At 69.8% G+C, this 19,976-nt stretch carries 20 protein-coding genes; 10 read left to right on the plus strand and 10 right to left on the minus strand.

What is annotated here, in order from left to right; genetic code table 11:
* Positions 1 to 135: 135 nt before the first annotated feature.
* The gene (locus ACFY9N_RS12220) at positions 136 to 672 is read left to right on the plus strand and encodes a hypothetical protein (RefSeq protein ID WP_391478896.1); all 537 of its coding nucleotides are present in this window, start codon (positions 136 to 138) and stop codon (positions 670 to 672) included.
* On the opposite strand, the gene cycA is transcribed toward ACFY9N_RS12220, so the two are convergent.
* Both cycA and ACFY9N_RS12230 read right to left on the minus strand, forming a co-directional pair.
* Positions 661 to 2,208, minus strand: coding sequence for a D-serine/D-alanine/glycine transporter (gene cycA / locus ACFY9N_RS12225; RefSeq protein ID WP_391478899.1), 1,548 nt, complete (start codon positions 2,206 to 2,208; stop codon positions 661 to 663). The genes ACFY9N_RS12220 and cycA overlap by 12 nt on opposite strands.
* Complete coding sequence (locus tag ACFY9N_RS12230; protein ID WP_391478900.1) at positions 2,132 to 4,996, minus strand: hypothetical protein; 2,865 nt, start codon at positions 4,994 to 4,996, stop codon at positions 2,132 to 2,134. Before ACFY9N_RS12230 ends, cycA begins: the two co-directional genes overlap by 77 nt.
* A 173-nt stretch (positions 4,997 to 5,169) precedes the next feature.
* Between ACFY9N_RS12230 and ACFY9N_RS12235 the strand changes: the two genes are divergently transcribed.
* The 4 genes from ACFY9N_RS12235 to ACFY9N_RS12250 are packed head-to-tail and all read left to right on the plus strand — an operon-like array spanning position 5,170 to position 8,587.
* Positions 5,170 to 6,117 carry an ABC transporter ATP-binding protein gene (locus ACFY9N_RS12235; protein ID WP_391478901.1) on the plus strand — a complete coding sequence of 316 codons (948 nt, stop codon included), beginning with the start codon at positions 5,170 to 5,172 and terminating at the stop codon, positions 6,115 to 6,117.
* Positions 6,114 to 6,875: an ABC transporter permease gene (locus tag ACFY9N_RS12240; RefSeq protein ID WP_391478903.1), complete on the plus strand. Its 762-nt coding sequence runs from the start codon at positions 6,114 to 6,116 to the stop codon at positions 6,873 to 6,875. The genes ACFY9N_RS12235 and ACFY9N_RS12240 overlap by 4 nt, the downstream gene beginning before the upstream one ends.
* A gap of 9 nt (positions 6,876 to 6,884) precedes the next feature.
* Positions 6,885 to 7,976, plus strand: a complete 1,092-nt coding sequence (locus ACFY9N_RS12245; protein ID WP_391478904.1) for a sensor histidine kinase — start codon at positions 6,885 to 6,887, stop codon at positions 7,974 to 7,976.
* A complete protein-coding gene (locus ACFY9N_RS12250; RefSeq protein WP_391478905.1) occupies positions 7,973 to 8,587 on the plus strand; it encodes a response regulator in 615 nt (204 codons plus the stop codon). Before ACFY9N_RS12245 ends, ACFY9N_RS12250 begins: the two co-directional genes overlap by 4 nt.
* On the opposite strand, the gene ACFY9N_RS12255 is transcribed toward ACFY9N_RS12250, so the two are convergent.
* Together ACFY9N_RS12255 and ACFY9N_RS12260 are read right to left on the minus strand one after the other, a co-directional pair.
* The gene (locus ACFY9N_RS12255) at positions 8,584 to 8,967 is read right to left on the minus strand and encodes an MmcQ/YjbR family DNA-binding protein (RefSeq protein ID WP_391478906.1); all 384 of its coding nucleotides are present in this window, start codon (positions 8,965 to 8,967) and stop codon (positions 8,584 to 8,586) included. The genes ACFY9N_RS12250 and ACFY9N_RS12255 overlap by 4 nt on opposite strands.
* A gap of 2 nt (positions 8,968 to 8,969) precedes the next feature.
* Positions 8,970 to 9,623: an SOS response-associated peptidase family protein gene (locus ACFY9N_RS12260; protein ID WP_391478908.1), complete on the minus strand. Its 654-nt coding sequence runs from the start codon at positions 9,621 to 9,623 to the stop codon at positions 8,970 to 8,972.
* A 69-nt stretch (positions 9,624 to 9,692) separates the two neighbouring features.
* On the opposite strand from ACFY9N_RS12260, the gene ACFY9N_RS12265 reads away from it, so the two are divergent.
* Positions 9,693 to 10,631 carry a DMT family transporter gene (locus tag ACFY9N_RS12265; RefSeq protein ID WP_391478909.1) on the plus strand — a complete coding sequence of 313 codons (939 nt, stop codon included), beginning with the start codon at positions 9,693 to 9,695 and terminating at the stop codon, positions 10,629 to 10,631.
* On the opposite strand, the gene ACFY9N_RS12270 is transcribed toward ACFY9N_RS12265, so the two are convergent.
* Together ACFY9N_RS12270 and msrB are read right to left on the minus strand one after the other, a co-directional pair.
* The gene (locus ACFY9N_RS12270) at positions 10,632 to 11,219 is read right to left on the minus strand and encodes a nitroreductase family protein (protein ID WP_391478910.1); all 588 of its coding nucleotides are present in this window, start codon (positions 11,217 to 11,219) and stop codon (positions 10,632 to 10,634) included.
* Positions 11,216 to 11,626 carry a peptide-methionine (R)-S-oxide reductase MsrB gene (gene msrB, locus ACFY9N_RS12275; protein WP_391478912.1) on the minus strand — a complete coding sequence of 137 codons (411 nt, stop codon included), beginning with the start codon at positions 11,624 to 11,626 and terminating at the stop codon, positions 11,216 to 11,218. Before msrB ends, ACFY9N_RS12270 begins: the two co-directional genes overlap by 4 nt.
* 71 nt (positions 11,627 to 11,697) lie before the next feature.
* Here msrB and ACFY9N_RS12280 point away from each other — a divergent pair, with 71 nt between their 5' ends.
* From ACFY9N_RS12280 to groL, 4 genes are all read left to right on the plus strand, one after another.
* Positions 11,698 to 12,690, plus strand: a complete 993-nt coding sequence (locus ACFY9N_RS12280) for a DUF2332 family protein (RefSeq protein WP_391478914.1) — start codon at positions 11,698 to 11,700, stop codon at positions 12,688 to 12,690.
* Positions 12,691 to 12,699: 9 nt separating this feature from the next.
* Positions 12,700 to 12,957: a DUF3263 domain-containing protein gene (locus tag ACFY9N_RS12285; protein WP_391478915.1), complete on the plus strand. Its 258-nt coding sequence runs from the start codon at positions 12,700 to 12,702 to the stop codon at positions 12,955 to 12,957.
* A 25-nt stretch (positions 12,958 to 12,982) separates the two neighbouring features.
* Positions 12,983 to 13,555, plus strand: a complete 573-nt coding sequence (locus ACFY9N_RS12290; RefSeq protein ID WP_391478916.1) for a LytR C-terminal domain-containing protein — start codon at positions 12,983 to 12,985, stop codon at positions 13,553 to 13,555.
* A 124-nt stretch (positions 13,556 to 13,679) separates the two neighbouring features.
* Positions 13,680 to 15,299: a chaperonin GroEL gene (groL, locus tag ACFY9N_RS12295; RefSeq protein ID WP_391478917.1), complete on the plus strand. Its 1,620-nt coding sequence runs from the start codon at positions 13,680 to 13,682 to the stop codon at positions 15,297 to 15,299.
* A gap of 99 nt (positions 15,300 to 15,398) precedes the next feature.
* On the opposite strand, the gene ACFY9N_RS12300 is transcribed toward groL, so the two are convergent.
* The 4 genes from ACFY9N_RS12300 to ACFY9N_RS12315 all read right to left on the minus strand — a co-directional run bounded on the left by ACFY9N_RS12300 (position 15,399) and on the right by ACFY9N_RS12315 (position 19,973).
* Positions 15,399 to 15,686, minus strand: a complete 288-nt coding sequence (locus tag ACFY9N_RS12300) for a WXG100 family type VII secretion target (protein ID WP_391478918.1) — start codon at positions 15,684 to 15,686, stop codon at positions 15,399 to 15,401.
* Positions 15,687 to 15,830: 144 nt separating this feature from the next.
* Positions 15,831 to 17,519, minus strand: a complete 1,689-nt coding sequence (locus ACFY9N_RS12305; protein WP_391478919.1) for a sensor histidine kinase — start codon at positions 17,517 to 17,519, stop codon at positions 15,831 to 15,833.
* A 44-nt stretch (positions 17,520 to 17,563) separates the two neighbouring features.
* Positions 17,564 to 18,256 carry a response regulator transcription factor gene (locus ACFY9N_RS12310; protein WP_247624986.1) on the minus strand — a complete coding sequence of 231 codons (693 nt, stop codon included), beginning with the start codon at positions 18,254 to 18,256 and terminating at the stop codon, positions 17,564 to 17,566.
* Positions 18,257 to 18,317: 61 nt separating this feature from the next.
* Positions 18,318 to 19,973 (minus strand): DNA repair helicase XPB, encoded by a 1,656-nt coding sequence (locus ACFY9N_RS12315; RefSeq protein ID WP_391478920.1) that lies wholly within the window; start codon positions 19,971 to 19,973, stop codon positions 18,318 to 18,320.
* Positions 19,974 to 19,976 lie beyond the last annotated feature (3 nt).

Raw genomic sequence — 19,976 nt, forward strand, 5'->3', positions numbered from 1 at the left:
CCGGATGATGACGCGAGTCGGGTCGTCCCGGTCGCAACGTGCGCAGCGCACCAGGCCAGGATAGCGCGCCCGTCCGCCAGATTCCTGGGCGCAGCTCGTCAATGAAGCGGGGTCGTGCGAGGAAAGGGGATCCGGATGCTGACGGTCGTCGTGCACGTCGCGGTCGGGGCGATCGCGGGGTGGCTGGCCGTCGAGGCCGCGCACTACGCCCGGAAGCACCCGAATCGCGACCGCCGTGACCCCCGCCGCCTCCGACTGATGAAGATCCTGCCGATCGTCGGATGGACGCTCCTCGTCCTCAGCATCCCGATGATCCTGCTCTCCGACGCATCGCGCGACGACGATCGCGTCGGCATGGCGATCGCCTCGTTCGCGATCCTCGGCGGTGGCATCCTGTTCCTCGTGATGTACCGCAACTGGTACGTCGTCTTCGGGGAGGAGGACGTGACGTTCCGCACGCTCGCGGGCGTCACGCGCAGCTTCCGGTACTCCGACATCGCCGAGTACTCGGTGCGCCGCTCGGACCAGGGGCCGATGCTCACCGTCCGCACGGTGCGCGGGGTGCGGCTGAGCCTCAACATCCGCCGGTACGACGCCACTCCGCTGCTGGCGCAACTGCAGTTCCACCAGGCGACGGGGCGCTGGGCGATCCGCGGGGAGCTACGACGCTGACTCGTCGTCCTCGTCATCGCTGCGCAGGTGCGCGATGTGCGCCGCATGCCGCTGCAGATGGTTCGGTGAGCGCCGCACGAACAGCCAGGCGACGACGAGCAGTGCGAACCAGATCGGCGTCACGAGCAGGGCGGTGAGGGTATCGGGCTGCGTGGTCAGCGCCCACAGGATGAAGACGAAGAACGCCAGCACGACGTAGACCATGAACACCCCGCCGGGCATCCGGAACGCCGAGGTCTGCGCCTTCTGCGGACGGCGACGGCGGTAGACGACGTAGCTGAGCAGGAAGATCGTCCACACGAACATGAAGCACAGCGCCGAGACGGTCGTCACCATGTCGAAGGCGGTGCCGATGTCCTTACCCGCGTAGAGCAGGACGACGCCCGAGAGCAGCAGGATGCATGAGAGGAAGAGGGCGTTCTGCGGCACGCGGCGCTTCGACAGCCGACCGAAGATCTTCGGGGCGTCGCCGTCCTGCGCGAGTCCGAAGACCATGCGCGACGTGGAGTAGATGCCGGAATTGGCGCTCGACATCGCCGAGGTGAGCACGACCAGGTTCACGACGGTAGCCGCGATGCCGAGGCCGGCCAGGGCGAACATCGCGATGAAGGGGCTCTCGCCCGCGACGTACTCGGTCCACGGGGTCACGGCCATGAGCACGACCAGTGCGCCGACGTAGAAGAGCAGGATGCGGATGGGGATCGCGTTGATCGCCTTGGGCAGATTCCGCTTCGGGTCCTTCGTCTCGGCGGCCGCGGTGCCGACCAGCTCGATCCCGACGAATGCGAAGACCGCGATCTGGAAACCGGCGACGAATCCCATGAACCCGTGCGGGAACATGCCGCCGTGGCTCCAGAGGTTCGCGAACGACGCGGTGCCGGCGTCGTGCGTGAAGCCGGTGAAGATCATCACGAGGCCGGTGACGATGAGTGCGACGATCGCCACGATCTTGATCAGCGCGAACCAGAACTCCATCTCGCCGAAAGCCGCGACGGTGGGGAGGTTGAGCGCGAGCAGGATGGCGACGACCGCGACACCGGGGATCCAGAGGGGGATGCCGGGAATGAGCGTGTTCGTGTACCCGGCGATCGCGATGACATCGGCGACCCCGGTCACCACCCAGCAGAACCAGTAGGTCCAGCCCGTGAAGAAGCCGGCCCACGGCCCCAGCAGATCGCTGGCGAAGTCGCTGAACGACTTGTACTTGAGGTTCGAGAGCAGTAGCTCGCCCATCGCGCGCATCACGAAGAAGAGCATGAAACCGATGATCATGTAGACGAAGATCACCGAGGGACCGGCCACCGAGATGGTCTTACCGCTGCCCATGAAGAGCCCGGTGCCGATCGCGCCGCCGATCGCCAGGAGCTGGATGTGGCGGTTGCTCAGCGCTCGCCGGAGGTGCTGTTCTTCGTCGGTACTCTGCACGGTCACCCGATGCAGAGTAGCCGACGAGAACGGGTCACTCCGAAGCGACACCCCTGCGACGCAGCGCCAGCGCACCGAGGGCGAGAAGGGCGAGTGCGCCGAGCGCGACATGTCCCGCGGGGAAGTCCGATCCCGTGGTGGCGAGGGTGCCATCGGCATCCGATCCCGATCCTGCCCCGCCCTGGTCGCCGCCACCCGAGCCGCCGTCCGCGATCGCGGAGAGCACCGTGACCGCGAGCTCGGCGGAGCCCGAGTCGGCCGTGGCGGTCAGCGTGTGCGCGCCGGGATCGACGGATGCCGGCACGGTCACGACCGCGCGTGCGGTGCCGTCGGCGCCCGCGGTGAGGGTCGCGAGTCGCACGGGGTCGGAGTTCAGCACGAGCTCGATCCGCTCGCCCTCCGCGAAGCCCGAGACGCTGACCTCGGAGGGCGTGCCGATGCGCAGCGCCGCGTCTGCGACAGCGATCCGCTTCTCGGTGAACGCAGCTCCGAACGACAGCTCGACGGTCTGCGAGGGGAAGAGCTTGAACTCGACGGGGGAGAGGTCCTGTGCCTCGGTGCCGTCGCCGTAGATGTCGACCGTGCCCGAGTCGAGCAGCAGACGAACCGACGTCCCGTCGGCGAGGTCGCGCACGCCCGCGATGCCCTCGTAGGAGCCCGGCCAGTTCTCGATGCCGAGGGTGCCGGATGCCGCCACCGGGGCGTCGTCGAGCGAGCCGGACCATCCGTAGAGGGCGAAGCGGCCGGTGTCGTCGGCGCTGCCGGCGACGATCAGGTAGTCCCCGGACTCGGCGCGGGCCATGTCGCGGATCGCGCGCCCGCCCAGGTCGAGCAGGATCGGGTCGCCGACGACGGCATCCGCTCCGGCCACGACATCGGCGATGTCGGCGACGGGCACGATGAGGGCGTCGGCGTCGTCGCCCACCTCGGGCGAGCGGAAGCCGATCCAGAGCGTGGTGCCGTCGGGGGCGATCGCGGCGCCCTCGACGTTGAGCGAGTTCGGGCCTTCGGCGGAGACGCCGGGCTGGGTGGCCGCGAGGAACCCGAAGCGGTCGGCGCCCAGGCCGTGCTGGTCCTCGTGGTCCCAGGCGACCAGCGCGTCGCGCAGCACGTTGCGGTACCCGACGAAGCTCAGCGTCGCCTCGGCGCCGGTGCCCGAGACCTGCGTCTGCAGCACGATGTTGCGGTCGAGTCGCACGTTGCCGCTGCGGGTGTTGCCGGTCGATCCGATCCAGAAGACCTGGTCGCCGACCTGCGCGACGGCTTCGAAGTCGTGCGCCTCGCCCGCGCGCTCGAACTCGATGCGGTCGCTGAAGTCGAATGCCGCGACGGCCTCGCCGCCCTGCTCCGAGAACAGGCGGATGGCGTTCGAGTCGTCGTCGGCGGCGAAGAAGTAGCCCTCGCCCGCGTCGATCGCGGCCGAGGCATCCGACATCCCGAAGTGCCCGCGCGCGTTCTCGTCGGCGAAGGCCGGGGCGACACGGTAGGGGAGCTGCGAGATCGCAGTACGCCCGTCGGCGGTGCGCAGGTTGACCGTGAGCACCGCGGTGCCGGTGGCCGCGGGCGACGCGGCGAGGCGGAACGTGCCGTCCGCGGCGACGTCGAGGCGGAGCGCCTCATCGGGCACGACGGCGGGATTGCTGCTGGTCACGCTCGCCGAGACGACCTCGCCGGCGGGATCGGCGATCATGCCCGTCGCGACCGGGTTGGTGTCCTGTCCGAGCACCGCGGCGAGGGCACTGCCCGCACCGCCGGGAACGCGCACGTCCCACGACAGCGTGGGCTTCGCGAGGATGGGGCCGACGGCATCCGTTCCCGGTTCGAACCCGGGAGCGAAGGCGACGCCGCGGAACGCGGTCTGCGGTGCGGCCGTCGCGAGAACGTCGGTCTGCGCGGTGAAGGCCGAGTCGTCGCCCGAGTCGACGATGCGCACGATCTCGTTGCCCTGGTTGAGGCCGCGCACGGCGTAGAGCACCGAGCCGTCGCCCGCCTGACGTGCTTCGAGGCCCCAGAAGTCACCCGGCAGGGTCTCCACCCAGGTCCAGGTCGCGCCGGTCTGGCGGTACTTGGCGATGCCCTCGTTCGCACCCTCGGTGTAGCCGACGTAGAGGTGATCTCCGGCGAACGCGAAGTCGTGGGCGACCGAGGCTCCGGCGGGGGTCGCGGCCACGAGCGTGAGCGGCGCTCCTGCCGCTGTCGGGATGCCGGTGCCGACCGTGTTCAGGCCCGAGAAGCCGCTCCGGTCGCTCGTGAGGTACAACTGTCCGTCGTGGATGTCGACCACGCGTCCGTTGTTGAGGTTGCTGCTGCCGGAGACGACGGCGGTGGGGGTGGAACCGCCGGCCTCGACCGTCAGCACACCGCCGGCGGGATCCGTCGAATCGCCGCCGTGCCCGCCCGCCCAGTAGCGGGTGCCGTCGACCGTGGCGGTGCCGCGGATGTGGCGCAGCGAGAACCCGCCGGCGAGCGTCGTTACGGTGTCGACATCGCCCTCCGATCCGACCCGCGCGATCACGCGCAGGGTGTCGGGGGCGGCCGTGTCGTTGAGAGACCCGGACCCCGGGGCCGCATCGTATCCGCCGAGCGTCACGTAGCGGTGGTCGGCGGACTGCTGCAGCGCACCCTGCTGGTCGCGGTTCGCGCCGAGGGTGAACGCGTGCTGGTCGCCGGCTGCCGACGTCGGCAGCGCGATCGTGTCGCCGAGCTCGCCCTGACCGTCGAGGAGCTGGATCGACACCGGCACGGCGTCGTTGCCCGTCGTCGTCCCGTCGCCGACGACGGAGACGGCGAGCTGATCGGTGGGGGCGTCGGCTGCGACGGCCGCCTGCGGGGCGACGATCACGGCGCCGGCCGCGACGAGCGCGGCGAGGCCGAAGGAGAGGGAGCGGGGAACGGGCACGGCGAGTACCTCCGGTCGGGGGTCGGGTGAGTCCGACACAAACGGAAGCGGACGAACGGATGCCGACGCCCGGGTGAACGACAGACGAACAGCGCATCGGCATGACGGATGTCATCCGCACTGCGTGACATCGGCATCCGGTGCGGTCGTGCTCGCGGCGCTTCACTGGAACCATGAGCCAACCACTCGTCGTTCCCGCCGACCGATCACCCGCTGCCTCCGATCCCGCCATCGATCTCTCGGGCATCGTCCGTCGCTTCGGACACGGCACGAACCGCGTCGTCGCCGTCGACCATGTCGACATGCGCATCGAACGCGGTGAGGTCGTCGCCCTGCTCGGACCCAACGGTGCCGGAAAGACCACCACGATCGACGTGCTCCTCGGGCTCTCCGAACCCGACGAGGGCACGGCGCGGGTGCTCGGCGCCCGGCCGCATCGCGCCGTCGCCGCGGGGCGGCTGTCCGCCGTGCTGCAGACGGGCGGACTGCTCGCCGATCTGACGGTGCGTGAGACGGTCTCCGTCATCGCCGGGCTCCACGGAGCCTCCGGGCGCGTCGGCGAGGTCATCGAGCGCGCCGACCTCGCCGCGATCGCGCGACGCCGGGTCGGCAAATGCTCGGGAGGTGAGAAGCAGCGGGTGAAGTTCGCGCTCGCGCTGCTGCCCGACCCGGACGTGCTGGTGCTCGACGAGCCGACCGCGGGCATGGACGTCACCGCCCGTCGCCGGTTCTGGGAGGCGATGCGGGCGGATGCCGACGCCGGCCGGACGATCGTGTTCGCCACTCACTACCTCGAGGAGGCGGAGCAGTTCGCTCGCCGCACGATCGTGATGAACCACGGCCGAGTGGTCGCCGACGGTGCGACCGCCCGGCTGCGCGCATCGCTGGGCGGCCGCACCGTCTCGGCGACGATTCCCGACGGCATCGACGCGCTCGCCGCGGAGCTCCGCACCGACGCCGCGGTCGCCGAGGTGTCGACCGACGCCGATCGGCTCACGGTGCGCACCGAGGCATCCGATCTCCTCGCGGGACGGCTGTTGTCGCTCGGCGCCAGCGATCTGGAGATCACCGCACCCACGCTCGAATCCGCCTTCACCTCGCTCACGGAGGACAAGTCATGACCACCCTCGTCGCCCCCGCGCTGTACCGCACCGAACTCGTGCGGCAGATCCGCAACCCCTACACGCTCGCCTTCACGCTGGCGATGCCGGTGGCCATGTACCTGCTCTTCGGGGCGAGCATGTCGTACGCCTCGCAGAGCGTGGGCCAGGCGAACGTCTCGTTCTACGTCATGGTGTCGATGGGCGCGTACGGTACGGCGACCGCGATGAGCTCGCTGTGCTCGCTCGCCGCCTCCGAGGTCGGGCAGGGATGGGGGCGTCAGCTTGCGCTCACCCCGCTCTCGACCGCGGGGTACGCGGTGACGAAGGTGCTCGCCGCGGTGTCGTTCGCAGCCCTCGCGGTGCTCTTCGTCTACGGCGCCGGCCTCGCGACGGGGGCCGAGGCATCCGACACCTGGCGCTGGTTCGCCGCGGCCGGGATCACTCTGGGCCTCGGGCTGATCTACGGACTGTTCGGACTCGGCGTCGGCCTCGCCTTCAACTCCGACTCGGCCGCCGCGCTCGCCTCCATCTCGATCACGTTCTTCGGCTTCTTCGGCAACGTCTTCATCCCGCTCGACGGCGTGATGCTCGACATCGCGAAGTGGACGCCGATGTACGGCTACGTGGCGCTCGTGCGCTGGCCGGCCACCGACGGCACCCTCGTCGCGGGTGGCGCCGACCCGCTGTGGGCCGTGCTGCTGAACGTCGTGGTCTGGGCCGTGCTGTTCGCCGGACTCGTGCGGCTCGGCGTGCTGCGCTCGCGCCGCCGTCGTTAGGCTGGGCCGATGACCACCGAGACCGCCGCTAACAGGGCTCCCTCCGGCCCCTGGGAGCGCTGGGGGTGGCTGATGGCCGTGGTCTGGATGGTGTTCCTCGTCTACCCGGTGTTGGCCCTGCTGGCCTCGGATGCCGCGGTTGGCTGGGTCGTGCTGGGATGGGCGGGCCTGGTCGCCTTCGCCACCGTGTACGTGGTCGGATTCGTCATCGGGATGCGGTCCTCCTGGGGGCGACCCCGCCCGATCGTGCGGACGCTCTTCTGGGCGCAGATCGTATGCGCGCTCGCGACGATCCCGGCGATCGAGACCAACGCCCTCAGCTTCCTGCCGTACCTCATGTCGTATGCCAGTTACGGCCTGCGGGGCGTCTGGCACTGGGTGACGACCGCTGCGGGCATCGCGATCGCTGCGGGCGCCGTGCTCCTGACGGGGAGATTCGACGATCACTTCCAGATCCTCGTCATCGTGCTCCTCATCGCGGTGGTGAACACCGTGAACACCTGGCTGATCGGGCGTTCGGTCGACTCCGACCGGGTGCGGATGGAGCTCGCGACCAGTGAGGAGCGCACCTCCATCGCCCGCGACGTGCACGACCTGCTCGGACACACCCTCACGGCGGTGAAGCTCAAGGCCGAACTCGCCGAACGCCTCGTCGATCAGGACCCTGCGCGTGCCAAGGCCGAACTCGCGCAGATCGTGCACCTCACCGGCGAGGCGATCGCCGGCGTGCGAAGCACCGTCACCGGCATCCGCAGCGTCGCCCTGGCGGAGCAGATCGAGGCGAGCTGCGTCGCGCTCGAGTCGGCGGGACTGCACGTCGACGTCGAGGGTGATCCGGCCGCGCTGTCACCCGCGCAGGCCCTGCCCGCCGGGTGGATCGTGCGGGAGTCGACCACGAACATCCTGCGCCATGCGGAGGCCCGACGGGTGCGGATCACGATGGCCCCCGGCATCGTCGCCGTCGAGGACGACGGACGCGGCGCGAGAGGGCCGGTCGGCAACGGCCTGCGCGGGATGGCCGAGCGAGCGGCGGCAGCGGGTGCCGTGCTGGCCGTGGAGGATGCCCCGACGGGTGGGACGAGAGTGAGCGTGACCTGGTGACCGATCCGATCCGGCTGCTGCTCGTCGACGATCAGGCGCTCGTCCGCGGAGCGATGGGGGCCCTGCTCGAGCTCGAGGACGATCTGGCCGTCGTCGCCGAAGCCGCCGACGGTACCGAAGCGACGGAGCGGGCCGCGGAGGTAGGGCCCGATGTGTGCCTGATGGACATTCAGATGCCGGGCGTCGACGGGGTGGCTGCGACGCGTGCCGTGCGCGAGGTGAGCCCTGCGACGCGCGTGTTGATCGTGACGACCTTCGCACGCCCCGGGTATCTGCGGCAGGCCCTCGACGCGGGCGCGAGCGGATTCATCGCCAAGGACACCCCGGCGACGCAGCTCGCGCACGCCGTGCGCCGTGTGCACCAGGGGCTGCGGGTCGTCGATCCCGCGCTCGCCGAGGCCTCGCTGTTCGAGGGGGCCAACCCGCTGAGCGAGCGCGAGCAGCAGGTGCTGCGATTGTCGGCCGACGGCCGTGCGATCGCGCAGATCGCGGCCGAGGTGTTCCTCTCGGCCGGGACGGTGCGCAACCATCTGTCGTCGGCGATCGGCAAGACGGCGACCGAGAACCGCACGCAGGCGGCGCGCATCGCCCGCGACAAAGGGTGGATCTAGGGAGTTGGCTTCCCGAAGAGGTCGGGATCGACGGGGCGCTGCGCGCGCGGCAGCTTCTCGACGACGAGCAGGTACGACTCGGTGACGAGTTCGGTCACGAGCCCCGGCTCGAGCGACGGGCCCGGCCGCAGCGAGATCCAGTGCTTCTTGTTCATGTGGTACCCCGGCACGATGTCGGCGAACGTCTCCCGCAGCGCGACCGCGTCGTCGGGGTGCGACTTGACCGTCACCCGGCCCGTGCCGTCGAGGGGGAGCAGGAGGAAGACCCGCCCGCGCACCTTGTAGACGTCCCACTCCGGGCCGAAGGGGTTCGTCAGCTCGGCACCGGGCAGTTCTTCGGCGCGCTCGGCGGCCGTAGAGGTGAGGGCATCGGCATCCATCGTCAGAACAGCCGGTCCGTGCCCTTGTCGTCGGCTCGCGGCGCGACGGCGACGCGATCGTCGAGGGATGCCGCGGCGCGCAGCGCTTCGTCGATCAGCTCGCGGTCTCCCTGGGCGGTGAGCCACTCTCGGGCGAAGTCCGTCGGGATGAGCACGGGCATGCGGTCGTGCACGTCTGCGAGGTGGGCGGGTGCCGGGCGCATCACGATCGAGTAGCAGGTGAACCATTCACCGTCGGCGGTGCGGCCGCGCTGCGTGACGGCGGCCATGCCGAACAGGATGCCTTCGCCGATGCCGAACTCGTGCCACACACGTTCGGGCTTCTTCATCTCGAACCAGCCCGTCGCAGGCACCAGCGCGCGGGTCTTCAGCGACCCGGGGCGCTCCTGCAGGCGCTCGGACCGGGTGTTGATCGAGGGGAACTTCGCAGGCTCGCCGTTCACGAGGAAGCCCCACCACGCGGGCTCCAGAGCGGTCTCACCGTCGGCGTCGACGACCACGGGATTGAGGTTACGGAGATTCTTGCCCGTCGGGCGCAGGGTCTCACCCGCGTTCTGCCGCGCCCACTGGCGCAGGCCGTCGAGCACGTCGGCGTCGGCCTCGGCCAACAGCTCGGCGTCGGTGAAGCGGGGATCCAGTCCGTAGCTCGCGCACATGCCCACAGGCTAGTCCGGGCCACCGACATCCGGCAGGGGCGGGGCGGCGTATCCGGTACCGTGAAACGAGTGACTCCGACCCGATCGCTCCCCGCTCCTCTTGCGATCGGCGGTGCCGTGGCGATCGGCGTCCTGACCGCGATCCAGGCGCGTATCAACGGGGTTCTCGGCATCCGTCTGGGCGACGGAGTCGTCGCCGGACTCGTGTCGTTCGTCGTCGGCACCGCGGTGCTGGCCGTCATCGTCGCCGCGCTTCCGTCCGGGCGCGCCGGGATGGGCCGTCTCGCCCGCGGCATCCGCGGCCGGACGATCCCGCCGTGGATGCTCCTCGGTGGCGCGTGCGGTGCACTGACCGTCTCGACCCAGGGGCTCACCGCCGCCGTGCTCGGGGTCTCGCTGTTCACCGTGGGCGTGGTCGCCGGGCAGACCCTGCACGGACTCGTGCTCGACCGGATCGGCTTCGGTCCGGCGGGCGTCGTGGCTGTGACGATGGGTCGGGTCGCCGGTGCTGCCCTCGCACTGCTGGCCGTCGGCGTCTCGCTGGGTGGAGACGTGCTGCGCACCGCCCCGTTGTGGATGCTCGTGCTGCCGTTCGCCGCCGGTGTGGGCATCGCCTGGCAGCAGGCCGTCAACGGGCGACTGGCGCAGCGCGTGGCGTCGCCCATGGCCGCGACCATGACGAGCTTCATCGCGGGCACCCTGGTGCTCGCCATCGCCGCCGCGATCAGCGTCGCGTCGCAGGGCGCCCCGCACGCTCTGCCCGCCGAACCGTGGCTGTACATCGGCGGGTTCCTCGGCGTCGTCTACATCTTCCTCGGCGCGTTCCTCGTGGCGCACACCGGCGTGCTTCTCCTCGGGCTCGGCTCGGTCCTCGGGCAGCTCGTCGCCGCCGTCGCGATCGACCTGATCTGGCCCACCGAGGCGGGACCGGCGATCTGGCAGATCATCACGATGGTCGTCATCGCCGCGGCATCCGTGCTCGTGGCGGTCGTGCGCCGACGACGCTGACTACTTCTCTTTCTTCTTCTCGGCCTTCGCGATCTTCTCGGCCTTCTCCGCTCCGCCCGCCGGCATCCGTGTCAGCAGAGCCTCGGCCTCCACGGGCTTGCGGCGACCCGGCGACTTCGCCGGCTTGCCGCCGACGTAGAGCCAGCCCAGCAGCACCTCGTTCTTCGCGAGCCCGTGCGCCTTCGCGACGGCCTTCGACCGCGTGTAGGCGCCGGTGCGCCAGAACACGCCCCAGCCGGCCTCGTCGAGCAGGAGGCTCAGGGTGTGCGCGACGCCGGAGGCGACCGCCTCCTGCTCCCACACCGGCACCTTGTGATTCGTGCGGTAGCTGCCGACCACCGCGATCAGCAACGAGGCGCGCAGCGGCTTGGTCGACGGCTTCTTGTCTCCCTCGGCCTTCGCGATCGCGGCTCCCAGGGCGATCCGGTCGTCGCCGCGCAACTCGATCAGCCGCCAGGGACGCAACGACGAGTGGTCCGCCACGCGCCCGGCCGCCGCGATCAGCGGGAGGAGCTCCTCGCGGGAGGGGGCATCCTCCGTGACCTTCGACCAGGACTGCCGGGACCTGACGGCGTTGAGCGCGCTCACGCCTCGGGGGCCTCGGGGGTGAAGTTCAGAGCCAGCGAGTTCATGCAATAGCGGTCGCCGGTCGGGGTGCCGAAGCCGTCGGGGAAGACATGGCCCAGGTGCGAGCCGCAGTTGGCGCACCGCACCTCGGTGCGCACCATGCCGAGCGAGCTGTCCTCGATCAGCTCGACGGCCTCGGGGCGGATCGACTCGTAGAAGCTCGGCCATCCGCATCCGGAGTCGAACTTGGTTCCGCTCTTGAAGAGCTCGGCACCGCACGCGCCGCAGGTGTAGAGGCCGGCGCGCGCCTCATCGAGCAGCTCGCCCGTCCAGGCGCGCTCGGTGGCCGCCTGGCGCAGCACCGCGTACTGGTCGTCGCCGAGCTCCTTGCGCCACTCGTCTTCGGTCTTTTCCACGCTGTACGACATGAGTCCTCCTGGGGTCGTCTCCATTCTCCCCCGTCGCGGGGCGTCGGGGTGCGTGCGTCCACAATGGAGGGATGACGGATGCTGTCCGCGAGCGCTACGCGCGCTTCGCCGAGAAGGAGGCCCCGGGCCGCAGCGCGCTGTACGCCGAGTGGGCGGCCGGCGTCGCCGGCGACCCCGCCGTGCAGCGCGTGCTCGCCCGCATCCCGGAGACCCGGCGGCAGCCGCCGCTCGTCTTCGCGGTGACCCGACTGCTCGGCGCCGCGCTCGACGGGTTCCCGGGGTGGCGCGAGTTCGTGCTGCGGAATGCGGATGCCGTCGTCGCCGAGTGCTCCGCGCGCTCGCTGCAGACGAACGAGCCGCTCCGGCTCGCGGCGCTCCTTCCGTCGCTGTCCGAGATCGGCGGGCCGATCGCGCTGCTGGAGGTCGGGGCATCCGCCGGACTCTGCCTGTATCCGGATCGCTACTCCTACCGTTTCACCGATGGCGGCGGCGCGGTGCGACTGTCGCTCGATCCGCAGGACGGTGTCTCGCCGGTCGTGCTCGAAAGTCGGGTCGACGGCGAGCTGCCCGCGCTCCGGCTTCCCGAGATCGTGTGGCGTGCGGGGATCGATCTCGCCCCGCTCGATGCCCGCGATGTCGATGATCGCCGGTGGCTGCAGGGTCTCGTCTGGCCGGGGGAGACCGGTCGGGAGCAGCGGATCGCGGCGGCACTCGACATCGCGGCCGCCGATCCACCGCTGCTCGTCGCCGGCGACGCGCTCGACCGCCTCGAGGCTCTCGTCGCCGCGGCGCCCCCCGGCGCGACGCTCGTGATCACCACGCCCGGGGTGCTCGTGCACCTCCCGCGGGCGGCGCGGTCGGCGCTGGTGGCGCGAATCCGTGCGCTCCCAGCGCGGTGGATCACGATCGATCCGCCCGCGCTGCTCGACGTCTGGGATCCGCCGATCGACGCCGCGGACTGGCCCGGCTTCGTGGTCGCGCTCGACGGTCGGGTGCGCGCCGCGGCCGATCCGCTCGGCGCGTGGTGGGAGTGGCGCGCGGCCGACGGGCCGCACGCGCCCTAACCTGGGCACATGATCGGTGACCTCTCGGAGCGCGACCGCGCGATCCTCGCGCTGGAGACGGTCTGGCCCCGCCACAGCGGGGCGAAGGAGGAGGCGATCCGGGCGCAGCTGGGGATGAGTGCCGCACGTTACTACCAGCTCCTCGGTCGTCTGATCGAGTCGGATGCCGCGCTCGAGTTCGATCCGATGCTGATCCGCCGGTTGCGCCGTCTGCGCGACGCGCGTGTCGTCCGCCGCTCGGCGCGCACGCCCGGTTTCGTGGGCTGACCGCGCTCTCGGATAGCATCGTGGGGTGTCCAAGCCCACCCGTGATCGTTTCGACGACGTCCCCCGCTCATCCGGCCGCGTCGGGGCGCACCGCGCCGAAGCCCCGGGGATGAACGGGTGGGTGGTGCTGCTGTGGTCGTTCGTCGCGGCGCTCGTGCTCATCATCGTCGGCATCTTCGGTTCGCTGGTCGTGATGGGCCGGATCGACCTCTTCCCGGAGGCCGTGCCCACCGCCGAGCCGACTCCGGTCGAGACCGGTGTGCTCGACACGTCGTTCGAGGTCACGATCCTCAACGCGACGCCCGATGAGGGCCTCGACGAGCAGATGCGCGACACCCTGCTCAACGCCGGATTCACAACGGTGTACGCGAGCGACAGCGGCAGCCAGGACTTCGAGACCACCACGGTGTACTACGTCGACGAGGCCGATCGCCCGGCCGCACTCGGCGTGGCCGACCTTATCGGAGGAGCGGAGGTCGAGCAGAGCGACTTCTACGCCGACCTCAACGACGGCGAGGCGAAGCAGATGACGATCGTCGTCGGCCTCGATCGCGTTGCCGGCGCTCCCGAGACTTCGGACGAGACGCCCGCGCCCTGAGGCGCGTCCGACGCCCTCCTCCCGCGGCTTGCACTCGTAGGGGTCGAGTGCCAGAATGGCGTTAGCACTCTCTCACTCTGAGTGCTAAACCCAACGTCTACGTCCAGGAGGGACGAAAAAACTCATGGCAAAGATCATTGCTTTCGATGAGGAGGCCCGCCGCGGCCTCGAGCGCGGCCTCAACATCCTCGCCGACGCGGTCAAGGTGACCCTCGGCCCGCGTGGTCGCAACGTCGTGCTCGAGAAGAAGTGGGGCGCCCCCACGATCACGAACGACGGTGTGTCCATCGCCAAGGAGATCGAGCTGGACGACCCGTACGAGAAGATCGGCGCGGAGCTCGTCAAGGAGGTCGCCAAGAAGACCGACGACGTCGCCGGTGACGGAACCACCACCGCCACGGTCCTGGCTCAGGCTCTGGTCCGCGAGGGTCTGCGCAACGTCGCGGCCGGCGCCGACCCGATCTCGCTCAAGCGCGGCATCGAGAAGGCCGTCGCCGCGATCACCGAGGAGCTGCTCTCCAGCGCCAAGGAGATCGAGTCGAAGGAGCAGATCGCCGCCACGGCATCCATCTCCGCCGCTGACCCCGCGATCGGCGAACTCATCGCCGAGGCGATCGACAAGGTCGGCAAGGAGGGTGTGGTCACCGTCGAGGAGTCGCAGACCTTCGGTACCGAGCTCGAGCTCACCGAGGGCATGCGCTTCGACAAGGGGTACCTGAACCCGTACTTCGTCACGGACCCCGACCGCCAGGAAGCCGTCTTCGAGGACCCGTACATCCTCATCGCGAACCAGAAGGTCTCCAACATCAAGGACCTCCTGCCCATCGTCGACAAGGTGATCCAGGACGGCAAGGAGCTCGTCATCATCGCCGAGGACGTCGAGGGCGAGGCTCTCGCGACTCTCGTGCTCAACAAGCTCAAGGGCATCTTCAAGTCGGTCGCCGTCAAGGCCCCCGGCTTCGGCGACCGCCGCAAGGCGCAGCTGCAGGACATCGCGATCCTCACCGGTGGCCAGGTCATCACCGAAGAGGTCGGCCTGAAGCTCGAGAACGCCACGCTCGACCTGCTGGGTCGTGCCCGCAAGGTCATCGTCACCAAGGACGAGACCACGATCGTCGAGGGCGCCGGCGAGGCCGAGCAGATCGAGGGTCGCGTGACCCAGATCCGCCGCGAGATCGAGAACACCGACAGCGACTACGACCGCGAGAAGCTGCAGGAGCGCCTGGCGAAGCTCGCCGGTGGCGTCGCCGTCATCAAGGCGGGCGCGGCCACCGAGGTCGAGCTCAAGGAGCGCAAGCACCGCATTGAGGACGCCGTCCGCAACGCGAAGGCAGCCGTCGAGGAGGGCATCGTCCCCGGTGGTGGCGTCGCGCTGATCCAGTCGGGCACCAAGGCGCTCGACGGTCTGTCGCTCTCGGGTGACGAGGCGACCGGTGCGAACATCGTCCGCGTGGCCATCGAGGCTCCGCTCAAGCAGATCGCGCTGAACGCCGGTCTTGAGCCGGGTGTCGTGGCGAACAAGGTCGCCGAGCTCCCCGCGGGCCAGGGACTCAACGCCGCCACCGCCGAGTACGTCGACATGTTCGGCGCCGGCATCATCGACCCCGCCAAGGTGACGCGTTCCGCGCTGCAGAACGCCGCGTCGATCGCCGCGCTGTTCCTCACCACCGAGGCCGTCGTGGCCGACAAGCCCGAGAAGGCCGCCGCTCCGGTCGGCGACCCGTCGGGTGGCATGGACTTCTGATCCATCGCGCATGACAGAACGCCCCCGGCTTCGGCCGGGGGCGTTCTGCGTTCCTGGGGGCGGGCGGGGAGGAACCGCCGTCCCAGGACGCTCAGCGGGTCAGCGGAACAGGCTCGCGGAGTACTGGTCGGCGTCGCTGTACTGCGTCGCGGCCGAGCCGAGAGAGGTGCCGATCGAGTCGAGCACCTGCTCGACCTGCAGGGCCGCCGTGCGCCACTGCTCCGCACACCCCTGGAAGGCGGTCGAGGCGCTGCCCACCCACGACGACTGCAGCTGCGTGAGCTGAGCCATGAGGGTGGTCGATTCGGACTGCAGGCGCTCCATGGTGGCGCGGGCGGCGCTGTTCGCTGCCTGGACTGCTTCGGTGTCGACGGTGAAGACGGACATCTGGATTCTCCTTCGTGAATGGAGTTCCGAGAGTAGGCCCGGCATCCATCCGCGCGATTCCGTGCCCCGCGTCCTCGACGGGGGTGCCGGACAACCCGCCCGAACGTGCGCGTGTGCAGGACGAGTGCGGACCCGTGGGCGCGTTCAGAGGTCGAGCGGCTCGAGCGGCTGCGTGTCCTCGAGCAGGTGCGCCGGCGTCGCGCGCGACGGGGCCAGCGGCAGCGTCACCGTGAAGGTCGCACCGCCGCCCGGGGTCTCCGAGACGGCGACGCTGCCGTGCAGTGCTTTCATGATCGACGCGACGATCGCCAGACCCAGGCCCGAGCCACCGGTCTCCCGTGCGCGCGACGTGTCGGCGCGCCAGAATCGCTCGAAGATCTGCTCGCGGATCTGCGGCGGGATGCCCTCACCGTGGTCGACGATCGCGATGCTGCCCGTGCCCTTCACCCGGTTCGCGTCGACGATGATCTCGATGGGGCCGTCCTCGGGAGAGAAACGGCGGGCGTTGCCGAGCAGGTTCGTGACGACCTGGCGCACCTTGTTCTCCTCCCCGAGCACGATCGGGGGAGTCCTCACCGGGGTGTCGGGGGTCTCCGAGAAGTCGATCGCGGGGATCTGCTCGGTGGGGGTGGGCGTGTTGCGCGGGCGGCGGCGCAGCCGGGCGAGCGTGCCGCGTGAGAGACCGCGAGGCGGCGGCGGGGGCGCCGGAACCGAGGCGATGCGCACGCTCGCGGTGTCGCTCGTCTCGGCCGTGCGGTCGATGACGGTCACGACGCGGCCGGGAGCGGCGGCGCGCAGATCCAAGGCGGCATCCCGGGCCACCGGCCGCAGATCGAGCGCGGCGATCTCGGGCTCGCGCTCCTCGTCGAGGCGGGCGAGGGCGAGGAGGTCCTCGACGAGCACGCCCATTCGGATCGCTTCCTTCTCGATGCGCTCCATGGCGCGCGCGGTGTCCTCGTCGCCCTGGATCGCGCCCATTCGGTATAGCTCGGCATATCCGCGAACGCTCACCAGCGGCGTGCGCAGCTCGTGGCTCGCGTCGCCGATGAACCGGCGCATGTGCCGCACGGTGCGCTCGCGTTGGGCGAGCGAACGATCGATGCGATCGAGCATCGTGTTGATCGCGGTGTTGAGCCGGCCGACCTCGGTCGTCGGCTCCAGATCGGTGAGTCTTTGGCTGAAGTCGCCCGCGGCGATCGACATCGCGGTCGCTTCGACCTGACCCAGGCGGCGGAAGGTCAGGGTCACGAGTCCACGGGTGGCGAGTGCGGCGATCAGGATCGTGATCAGGGCGATCGTGATGTAGATGCCGAAGTACTGCGAGATGATCCGGTCGGCCTCGTCGAGCGGCATCGCGACGAGCTGGATGCGCAGGGCGCCTCCATCGGCCGGGATGATCGCGACGGCACTGCGGTAGACGCTGCCGTCCTTGCCGAGGAGGTCGGCCACCTCGTCCTCGTTCGCCGCGGCATCCTGCGGCGAGTAGGACGCGGGGAAGAGCGGTGCGGACTCGAGCGGCATCGCCCCGGACGACGCGAGCAGATCTCCGTCGGCGTTGTAGATGGCGACGGCGAAGTCGCGCGGTGTGTCGCGCGGCGTCAGCGTCTCGCCGTCGTCGGCGAGCACGAAGTAGCGGTCGGCGAGGTTGCTCGACACGAGGGCCGGCAACTGCGCATCGATGTTCAGCACGAGCGCGTTGCGCAGCACCGGAACGGTTCCGACGCCCGCCACGAGCAGTCCGAGCGCGAGGATCGCGACCGTGACGCCCGTGACCTTGGCGCGCAGGCTGATCCGCCGCCACCACGAGGTGACCGCGTCGGGCTTGTGCGCCATGCGGTCCTCCCGGTGCGGCGTGATGCTGGTCGAGCGGATGCGGGTCAGGCGGACTTGCCGACCTTGAGCATGTAGCCGAAGCCTCGCTTGGTCTGGATGAGGGATTCCTCGGTGTGCGGGTCGATCTTGCGGCGCAGGTACGAGATGTAGCTCTCGACGATTCCCGCGTCGCCGTTGAAGTCGTACTCCCACACGTGGTCGAGGATCTGGGCCTTCGACAGCACGCGGTTCGGGTTGAGCATGAGGTAGCGAAGGAGCTTGAACTCCGTCGGGCTGAGTTCGATCGGCTCCTTGCCCACGTGCACGTCGTGCGTGTCCTGATCCATCGCGAGCTCACCGGCGCGGATGATCGACTCCTCGTCGGCCTGCATCGTGCGGCGCAGGATCGCCTGGGCGCGCGCGACGATCTCGTCGAGGCTGAACGGCTTCGTGACGTAGTCGTCGCCCCCGGCGTTGAGCCCCTCGATCTTGTCGTCGGTGCCGTCCTTCGCCGTGAGGAAGAGGATCGGTGCGGTGAACCCGGCGCCGCGCAGGCGCTTCGTGACGCTGAAGCCGTTCATGTCGGGCAGCATCACATCGAGGATGATGAGGTCCGGTTCCTCCTCGAGCACGGCCGAGATGGTGGCGGCGCCGTTGGCGACCGTCTTCACCTGGAACCCCGCGAAGCTGAGGCCCGTGGAGAGCAGGTCACGGATGTTCGGCTCGTCGTCGACGACAAGGATGCGCGCAGCAGTCATGACCCCATTATGGTGACTCCGCCGATGCTCTGGCTGATTATCTGCCGGTGCGCCCCGTCGATCAGCGGTCAGCGAACGAAGCCTCGAGGTCGTGGGCGTCGAGGATCGTGTAGCTGTAACCCTGCTCGGCGAGGAAGCGCTGACGGTTCTGCGCGTAGTCCTGGTCGATCGTGTCGCGGGCGATCAGCGTGTAGAAGCTGGCGGTGTGGCCCGACTGCTTCGGGCGCAGCAGACGGCCGAGTCGCTGGGCCTCTTCCTGCCGCGAACCGAACGATCCCGAGACCTGGATGGCGACGGATGCCTCGGGCAGATCGATCGAGAAGTTCGCGACCTTCGACACCACGAGCAACTGGATCTCGCCCTCGCGGAACTGGCGGTACAGCTCCTCGCGCTCGTCGACCGGCGTCGCGCCCGTGATCTGCGGCGCGTTCAGCGCCTCGGACAGCGTCTCGAGCTGGTCGAGGTACTGCCCGATCACGAGGATCTGCTCTCCCGGATGCTTCGCGATGAGCTCGCGCACGGCGTCGATCTTCGCCGGGGCCGAGGCGGCGAGGCGGTAGCGCTCGTCGTCGGTGGCGGCGGCGTACTCGAGACGATCGTCCGGCGGGAGGTCCACGCGCACCTCGTAGCACGCGGCGGGGGAGATGAACCCCTGCGCCTCGATCTGCTTCCACGGCGCATCGAAGCGCTTGGGGCCGATCAGGCTGAAGACGTCGCCCTCGCGACCGTCCTCGCGAACGAGCGTGGCCGTCAGGCCGATCCGTCGACGCGCCTGCAGGTCGGCTGTGAGCTTGAACACCGGCGCGGGCAGCAGGTGCACCTCGTCGTAGACGATCAGGCCCCAGTCGAGCGCATCGAGGAGAGCGAGGTGGGCGTACTCGCCCTTCCGCTTGGCCGTGAGGATCTGGTAGGTCGCGATCGTGACCGGCTTGACCTCCTTCGACTGCCCGGAGTACTCGCCGATCTCCTCGGGGGTGAGGCTCGTGCGCTTGAGGAGCTCGTCGCGCCACTGGCGCGCCGACACCGTGTTGGTGACGAGGATCAGCGTGGTCGTCTTGGTGGCGGCCATGGCGCCGGCGCCGACGATCGTCTTCCCCGCGCCGCAGGGGAGCACCACGACCCCCGAGCCGTCCTTCGCGAAGGCGTTCACGGCATCCTGCTGATAGGGGCGGATCTTCCACGAACTCTCGGCGAGGTCGATCTCGTGCGGCGTGCCGGGCGTGTACCCGGCGAGGTCCTCGGCCGGCCAGCCGATCTTGAGAAGCTCCTGCTTGATCTGGCCGCGGGCCCAGGCATCGACCACGAAGGTCTCGGGCGTCGGGTGGCCGATCAGCAACGGCTGGATGCGCTTGTTGTGCGCGACCTGCGACAGCACGGCGGGGTCGGACGATCGCAGGATCAGCACGCCCTCGTCGTCGCGCTCGATGACCAGTCGCCCGTAGCGGTTGACCGTCTCCTTCAGGTCGACCGCTACCGACGGCGGTACGGGGAACCGCGACCACCGGTCGAGGGTCTCGAGCATGTCGTCGGCGGTGTGCCCGGCCGCGCGCGCGTTCCACAGTCCGAGGCGCGTGATGCGGTACGTGTGGATGTGCTCGGGGGCGCGCTCGAGCTCGGCGAAGATCGCGAGTTCGTGGCGCGCGCTCTCGGCATCCGCGTGGGCGACCTCGAGCAGCACGGTGCGATCGCTCTGGACGATCAGGGGGCCATCGGACATAGC

Origin of the sequence: Microbacterium sp. NPDC008134 (assembly GCF_042957055.1) — a bacterium.
Taxonomy (GTDB): domain Bacteria; phylum Actinomycetota; class Actinomycetes; order Actinomycetales; family Microbacteriaceae; genus Microbacterium.